This window comes from Streptomyces sp. MB09-02B, from assembly GCF_033794485.1.
In the GTDB taxonomy this organism is placed as follows: Bacteria; Actinomycetota; Actinomycetes; order Streptomycetales; family Streptomycetaceae; genus Streptomyces.
Map to the genome: position 1 here is coordinate 1 of NZ_JARGEE010000489.1, position 6,080 is coordinate 6,080.

Genomic DNA, 6,080 nt, shown 5'->3' on the forward strand with positions numbered 1-6,080 from the left:
TGGGGGGTGCAGGCGGGTTCGGGGTCGTCCCCGTCGTCGTCCGGCGGGACCGGGTCGACCGCGGCCGGGGCCTCCTTCACGGGCGCTGGCTTCGGGGCTGGCGGGGTGTTGCTTTCGAGAATGTCGTCCAGCCAGTCCCTCGGGCGCCGTGTCGGCATGGGCGGGATGACGAGGGCGGGTTCGGCGTCGGGGCCTACGCCGCGCTGGCGGAGGAGTTGGGCGATGCGACGCTCGTCGGCGTCGGGCTGGGTGTTCACAGGTACGGCCCCTCTCCGAGGCGTTTGGCGGTGCGGCGGATGCTGTCCGCGACCATGTCCGGACGCAGCCGGACAGCCTCGGACACGAGGGCGTCCTTGGGGACGCCGTGGGTGGCGAGGGAGCGGACAAGGTCGGCGGGCCCGGACGCCGCTTTGGCGAGGGCGGACAGCGGGTCCGGACTGTCCGGATGCGTGTCCGGGCTGGTCACGGGCTCAGCGTCGGACGATGCCTCGCCCTGTCCGGATGCCGTGTCCGGCTCGCTGTCCGGCTGTCCGGACGTGTCCAGGTCGGTGTCCGTCCCTGTGTCCGGACGTCCGGGCACGCTGTCCTCGGCGGGATACCCGAGGTACTCGGCGAGCGCGCCGCGTAGCTCGAACCACTCGGTGTCGTCGACGCGGAGGCCGGCGAAGCGGCGGTGCTGGGTCCGCTCCCACTCCTGGTGTCCGTGCTCGGCGCGGATGACGTCGTCGGGCCGGAGTGAGAGCGCGGCGACGCGGCGACGCAGGTTCTGCGAGACGCCGATTTTGACGCGGCTTCCGTTGCGGAGGAAGTACACGATGGGGGCGTGCGCCTTCCCGAAGAGCGCCCGCACGTCCTCAACGGCCTCCCCGAGCGGGCCCGCAGGGGCGGACGGCGGGGGCTCCTTGGGAGCGCGGTTCCGGGGTGGCGCGGGCGGCAGCGCTGGGCTGGTCCCACCGGCTACCGTGATCGCCTGCTGCGCCGCCTCCTCAAAGCCGCCTGGTGCGACCGGGAGACCGAACATTTCAGTGAGGGCCTTGTCTGCGCCCTGCACGATGCGCTTGCGCTGAACGCTCATCAGTTCGTCGCGCAAGCCTGGATCGTTCGCGGCCACCTTGCTGGCGAGCCTCCACGCAGTTCGCTCCGATCGCCACCGCCGCAGCTTGGAGGGGTGGTGGTCGGCGCTGGCCTGGTGCCAGTTCAGTTTGCGCGTGACGGCAGAGTCACGCCGCTGCGCCTCGATGTCGACGCCGGTGCGGTGGACAACGATGCGGCGGGCGAGGAGGGAGAGGCCTTCGGCGGACGCGGTCATGGCGAGGGGGGTGAGGCCGAAGACGACGGCTTCCGTCACGGTGGGGGCGATCGCTAGACCCATGACCGAGGCGGCGGCGGGAAGGAGCCAGAGTGCAGCCCGTACGACGGAGGGTGCGCTCTGCCCGAGCATCGTGACGACGATCATGACGAGGGCGGCGACGAGGGTCGCGCCTTCGCCGGCGGCGACGACACCGAGGGCGGTCTCTTTGCGGTGGAGGACGCTGGCGGCGTTGGCGTATGTGCCGATGGCCCCGCCGATGCCGACCGCGATCATGGGGATCGTGGTGACGACGAGGACGGCGATCTGTCCTCCGGTGAGCTTCTGCACGGTCATCCTCCGGGCGAAGGCCGGCCCCCGCGGGGGGATGTTCGCGGGGGCCGGCGGTCGGTGGGTTTCAGCGGGCGCGGTACCAGCCGCCGCGTTTGTCTTGTTGGCGGTCGGCGTCTTCCCACGCTTGGCCGGCGGCGGCGTTGGCGCGGAGGTTCCGGCGGTGGCTGGCTCTGCGTTGGGTGCTGAGGTCGTTGGCGAGTTGTTGGTCGTTGCCGGGGCGGAGGCTGCGGGCGAAGTCGGAGAGGCGGCCCATCAGCGGGTGCTTGCGGCTTCGTTGCCGTGGATGCGGGCGAAGGCGAGTTGTTCGCGGGCGGCGTCCTGTTGGGCTTGGGCTGCGGCGTATGCGGCGGCGGCTTCGGCTTGGAGGGCTGCGACGCGTTCGGCTTCGGTGGGCTGGGCGCTCATTGGGCGACCGCCGGGCGGAGGGCGCGGTCGAGGCGGGCGAGTGCGGCTTGCCCCTGCGGGGGGAGCGGCTCGGTGCGCGGGTCGTGCTTCGGGGCTTGCGGGTCGGTACCCTGCATTGGTCATCTCTCCTGGTAGGCAGGTGGGTGACAGGCCCGGCGCGAGGTGCGAACTCACGCCGGGCTGTTCTGTTGGTGCTGTACAAACGTAGCGCTTTGTTGCGCTCAACGCAATAAAGCTGGGAGGATGGGGCATGCCCGAAGACACGCCGCAGGGAGAGGAGCAGCGGACGATGCTGACCTTCACCGAGGCCGCTGAACGGCTCGTCGTAGAAGGCATCGCCCAGAGCATGACCGCCGAAGGGCTGCGGCGTTTGGCCCGCGATCCGCACTCGGGTTGGCCGATCACTGAGAAGGATTACCGGGTGGTCGGTAAGACGCGGACGCTCCCGTACGACGTGCTCGCCCCCTATATGCGGGAGCGTCTCGGCAAGCGACGAGGACGCGGTCCGGACACGAAGAAGCGCAGCCCCAAGCCCAGAGAACAGGGAGCCCCAGTGACCACCACCGTTGACCCGCGAATCGCGATCATGTCCGCCTTGAACGATCCGCCGTACGACGGCGCGGCGGGGAAGCGGGGTACGCCGTTGGACGAGGCGGCGCAACTCCTCGACGCCTACCGGGCGCGGGAGTTGCGTCTGGCGGCTGATGCGGTCGAGCAGGAGTTCCTCGACGGGATCACCGGCTCGGACCAGGATCGGACGTGGAATGCGGCGGTGAAGGCGATCGCCACGTCGCTGCGTCAGTCGGCCAGCGAGGCGGAGGAGAGGTAGTGGTGGAGAATCCGATGCAGAACGAAGCGGCGACCGTAGGCCCGCGTTGTGGCAACAATCCGAACGCCCGCCTCACCGAGGGGGACCGGAAGGCTGTGGCCGAGTTCAGGGCGTACCTGGAACGGCGGGCGGCGGGCGGCGCTCCCGAACACGGCCCGGTCACCGACGAGGTCGATCAGTGCGACGCGTCGTGTGCGGCGACGTTTCGTGAGGAGCCGATGCCAGACACCGTGTACTGCGGGGAGCGCGGCTACCACCAGCGGCATACGGCGTGGCAGGGGAGCGACTACTACGCTTGGCTCGACGACGATGAAGGAGCGGGGTGGGATCGATGAGCGACACCGCGTGGGGCTGACCCCCTCGAACAGCGACGCCCCCTTCCGCACCTATCGGGAGGGGGCGTCGTGTTGTGTAGCAGGCTGGCCTGCCGGAGCAGAGGACGACGGGCCAACACAGTCAGGGTAGCGCGCGTGTACGACAGCGGGCGCCCGCTCGGGGTGAACGGACGCCCACTCGTCTCCGGGGGCCTCTAGCCCCGCGCGGCTGACCTCCCCGACGGGGAACCGCTGGTGCGGGAGGATCCAGTCACCTGGTTCCGACCTCGTCCCGGCAGACGTTCCCTCGACGCGATTTGAACGCGCAGCCTCCCCGTCGGGTGCTCTGCCTAGTTGAGCTACGAGGGAACCCAGCCAGGATGCCACGGCGCACGACCGCCCCGTCCTCAACGTGGAGGAGCGGGGCGGAAGGCGGGATGCGCCGGATGGCTACTCCGGCGCGCGGCAGCCGATCGGACGGCCCTCCCTGAGGACCGCACTGCCGAAGCCAGGATGCCACGCCGCGCCCGCTACCGTCAGTGCAGCACCGGTACGACCGAGAGCGAGACTCCGATGACCAGCCAGCCCCCGCCCCGTGTCCCCCTCGCCCAACTCGCCGCACGGCGGCCGTCGCCGACACTCGCCCGGATCCTCGTACAGACCGGTGTGCGGAAGGCCGGCGGGTTCAGCTCGTCGATCTGACGCCCGGCCCGACAAGCCCTGCCGCCGCCCGCCCGCGCGCCGTCAGTTCGTAGCCGGCCACTCCCCGCGGTCCACCCACGCAGTCGATCCAGCCGGCTGCGAGGAGCCGGTGCAGCGCGGGGTAGATGGTGGCGGGTCGGTAGCAGGTGGCGCGTTGCAGGTCTTGGGCGGTGAGGGGCCGGTTGGCGGGGTCGAGGGTGTTGGTGATGCGTCGGATCTTCCGCTGGAGTCGGATGGTCATGTCTGGTCCTTGGTCGCTTGGGTCGCTGCCGGCGTGGCGGGTGCGGGCTCGTCGAGGGCGGTGTTCAGTTCGATGAGCCGCTTGTCCCACCAGCGCGCGAGGGGCGTGCCGAGCGGCGGGGGCCCGGCCATCAGCCACCGGTCGCGGAGTTCAGCGATCCGCTGCACCCGCTGTTCGGCGTCTGACTCGCATCGGTGCGTGGGGCTGTCCCAGGCGCGGCGGCAGTACTTGCACCAGGCTTGTGCGTCGCCGATGTCGAGACGCTGGGCGAGGTCGGCGGCAGCAGCGCGCGCCGTCGTGGACTCGCTGACCTCGGCGCCCACGTGCTCCACCAGGAGCCGGGCCTCCTCCGGGGTGAGCGTCCGGCCGTTGGCGATGCGGGTGAGGAGGACGCTGAGGCTGTCGAGGCGGGCGGCGCGCACGACGTCGCGTTCCTGCGGCTGGTCGGTCACGCGTCCTCCACGGTGCTGCGGGTGGTGTCGCAGACGAGCCGGTACAGGGTGCCGGGATGCTTGGCCCGGAGTTCGGCGAGCTTGGCGAGGGTCGCGTCGCGGTCACTGCTGCCAGGCCCGCAGAGGGAGCTGCCGTCGCGGAAGCGGGCGTGGATCCACCAGTGCTGTCCGCCGGCGGACTCGGGCGGGTCGGCCTGGTCGGCCCAGGTGGCGAGTTGTTCGGCGAGGTGCCGGGCCTGGGCCGGGTTGATCAGGGTGCACGGGTCGTCGCCGTCCACGGTGAGGTGGAGGCGCAGCCACGGCCACGGGGTGCCGTCTGAGGGTTGGTCGTCGCGGCCGTCGCGAGTGATGTGGGAGGGGATGAACGCGAGGCCGATGCTGCCGGCCCGCGGCCCATCCTGCGCGGGGAGGATGTGGGAGCCGTTGTACTGCCACGGGTGGCCGAGGTGTTCGGGGTCGCCGTCGCCGCCGACGCCGTAGATGCTGCCGTAGATGCTCACTGGCCGTTCCTGTCGTGGAGTCCGAGGGCCTGCCGCACCCCGGGGAACCGGTCGTTGGCGTAGCTCTGACGTTGGATCTGAAAGTCGACGGGCAGCCCGGTCCGCTGGCGGCCCAGCTCGGAGAGCGCGGCGCAGAGCAGACTCCACAGCCCGTCAGGGAAGCGGCCAGACTCGATGGGCGGGAACAGGTGGTCGAACTCGTCGTCGGGGAGGATCAAGCGGACGTCGACGTCGCGCCAGGTCTTGCCGACGGCGGCGGTGCCTACGAGGTAGGGCAGGTAGCCGAAGGCGGCTTCGATCTCGCGGCCGAAGGCGTCGAGGTGGAGGGCGGCGGGCATGCCCACGCCGATCATGGGGCGGTCGGTCACTGCTGCTCCTTGGGTGCCGGGCACTGCACAGACGGGGCGGGGTGGTCGACGGTGCCGAGGACTTCCTGGCAGACGCAGCCGTCGACCGGATTCCAGGACGGGCAGACGCTGGTGATCCCGGCCCGCTGGCAGCCGCACGGGTCGTTCCAGAACGTCTCCTCGCAGCCGCACTTGTCGTTGTTGTGCCAGCGGGGCACGGGCTTCCGGCAGAGGTCGCAGACGAGGTGCGGGTTCGCGAAGCTGACGTAGACGTGGGTTCGGGTGTGGGTCACGGGTTCCTCCGGAGGTCAGCCGTCTGCGCGGCGGCGATGAAGTAGGCGTTGCGCGCGGCGTCGCGGCAGTACGCCTCGATGTGGCCCTTGGGTCTGGCGCAGGGCGGGTAGGTGTTGCCGTTGGCGGCCTGGGTTTTGCCGCAGAGGGGTCCGTTGAGGCGGCCGTCGTCGAGGATGCGTAGGAGTCGCTGCCGGTCTGTTTCGGTGATCTTCTGGCCGTCGAGGGAGTCGAGGTAGTCGAGGGCGAGGGACCGCTGCTCGGCGAGGCGGTCGCGTTCGGGTTCGGGTTCGGTCACGGTTGCTCCTTCTCGGGGCTGTGTGGCCCGTGTGGGGGTTGTCGGGCTGGGTGTGGGGT

The 6,080-nt window shown here is 70.8% G+C and carries 12 protein-coding genes, 1 tRNA gene and 1 pseudogene; 3 read left to right on the top strand and 11 right to left on the bottom strand.

From position 1 onward, the window contains the following. From P1P70_RS38640 to P1P70_RS38655, 4 genes and pseudogenes are all read right to left on the bottom strand, one after another. Positions 1-257, bottom strand: a pseudogene (locus tag P1P70_RS38640) (hypothetical protein); the annotation flags it as partial. Continuing rightward, positions 254-1,645 carry a GIY-YIG nuclease family protein gene (locus P1P70_RS38645; RefSeq protein ID WP_319246115.1) on the bottom strand — a complete coding sequence of 464 codons (1,392 nt, stop codon included), beginning with the start codon at positions 1,643-1,645 and terminating at the stop codon, positions 254-256. The pseudogene P1P70_RS38640 and the gene P1P70_RS38645, both read right to left, overlap by 4 nt. Before the next feature lie 61 nt (positions 1,646-1,706). Beyond that, positions 1,707-1,895, bottom strand: coding sequence for a hypothetical protein (locus P1P70_RS38650; protein WP_319246118.1), 189 nt, complete (start codon positions 1,893-1,895; stop codon positions 1,707-1,709). Then, complete coding sequence (locus P1P70_RS38655; protein ID WP_319246120.1) at positions 1,895-2,047, bottom strand: hypothetical protein; 153 nt, start codon at positions 2,045-2,047, stop codon at positions 1,895-1,897. The genes P1P70_RS38650 and P1P70_RS38655 overlap by 1 nt, the downstream gene beginning before the upstream one ends. Positions 2,048-2,297: 250 nt before the next feature. On the opposite strand from P1P70_RS38655, the gene P1P70_RS38660 reads away from it, so the two are divergent. Both P1P70_RS38660 and P1P70_RS38665 read left to right on the top strand, forming a co-directional pair. Continuing rightward, the gene (locus P1P70_RS38660) at positions 2,298-2,876 is read left to right on the top strand and encodes a hypothetical protein (RefSeq protein ID WP_319246122.1); all 579 of its coding nucleotides are present in this window, start codon (positions 2,298-2,300) and stop codon (positions 2,874-2,876) included. Further along, positions 2,876-3,211, top strand: a complete 336-nt coding sequence (locus P1P70_RS38665) for a hypothetical protein (RefSeq protein ID WP_319246123.1) — start codon at positions 2,876-2,878, stop codon at positions 3,209-3,211. The genes P1P70_RS38660 and P1P70_RS38665 overlap by 1 nt, the downstream gene beginning before the upstream one ends. A 281-nt stretch (positions 3,212-3,492) precedes the next feature. Here the strand turns inward: P1P70_RS38665 and P1P70_RS38670 are convergent. Continuing rightward, positions 3,493-3,559 (bottom strand) — tRNA-OTHER (locus tag P1P70_RS38670). Between the two features lie 204 nt (positions 3,560-3,763). On the opposite strand from P1P70_RS38670, the gene P1P70_RS38675 reads away from it, so the two are divergent. After that, a complete protein-coding gene (locus P1P70_RS38675) occupies positions 3,764-3,892 on the top strand; it encodes a hypothetical protein (RefSeq protein WP_319246124.1) in 129 nt (42 codons plus the stop codon). Here the strand turns inward: P1P70_RS38675 and P1P70_RS38680 are convergent. Genes P1P70_RS38680 through P1P70_RS38705 form a run of 6 tightly spaced genes read right to left on the bottom strand, consistent with a single transcriptional unit; the run spans position 3,876 to position 6,021 of the window. After that, positions 3,876-4,133 (bottom strand): PadR family transcriptional regulator, encoded by a 258-nt coding sequence (locus P1P70_RS38680; RefSeq protein WP_319246126.1) that lies wholly within the window; start codon positions 4,131-4,133, stop codon positions 3,876-3,878. The genes P1P70_RS38675 and P1P70_RS38680 overlap by 17 nt on opposite strands. Continuing rightward, positions 4,130-4,585, bottom strand: coding sequence for a hypothetical protein (locus tag P1P70_RS38685; protein WP_319246128.1), 456 nt, complete (start codon positions 4,583-4,585; stop codon positions 4,130-4,132). Before P1P70_RS38685 ends, P1P70_RS38680 begins: the two co-directional genes overlap by 4 nt. Then, positions 4,582-5,085 (bottom strand): hypothetical protein, encoded by a 504-nt coding sequence (locus P1P70_RS38690; protein ID WP_319246129.1) that lies wholly within the window; start codon positions 5,083-5,085, stop codon positions 4,582-4,584. The genes P1P70_RS38685 and P1P70_RS38690 overlap by 4 nt, the downstream gene beginning before the upstream one ends. Continuing rightward, positions 5,082-5,453, bottom strand: coding sequence for a hypothetical protein (locus tag P1P70_RS38695; protein ID WP_319246131.1), 372 nt, complete (start codon positions 5,451-5,453; stop codon positions 5,082-5,084). The genes P1P70_RS38690 and P1P70_RS38695 overlap by 4 nt, the downstream gene beginning before the upstream one ends. After that, the gene (locus P1P70_RS38700) at positions 5,450-5,725 is read right to left on the bottom strand and encodes a hypothetical protein (RefSeq protein ID WP_319246133.1); all 276 of its coding nucleotides are present in this window, start codon (positions 5,723-5,725) and stop codon (positions 5,450-5,452) included. The genes P1P70_RS38695 and P1P70_RS38700 overlap by 4 nt, the downstream gene beginning before the upstream one ends. Continuing rightward, positions 5,722-6,021 (bottom strand): hypothetical protein, encoded by a 300-nt coding sequence (locus tag P1P70_RS38705; protein WP_319246135.1) that lies wholly within the window; start codon positions 6,019-6,021, stop codon positions 5,722-5,724. Before P1P70_RS38705 ends, P1P70_RS38700 begins: the two co-directional genes overlap by 4 nt. Positions 6,022-6,080: the final 59 nt, after the last annotated feature.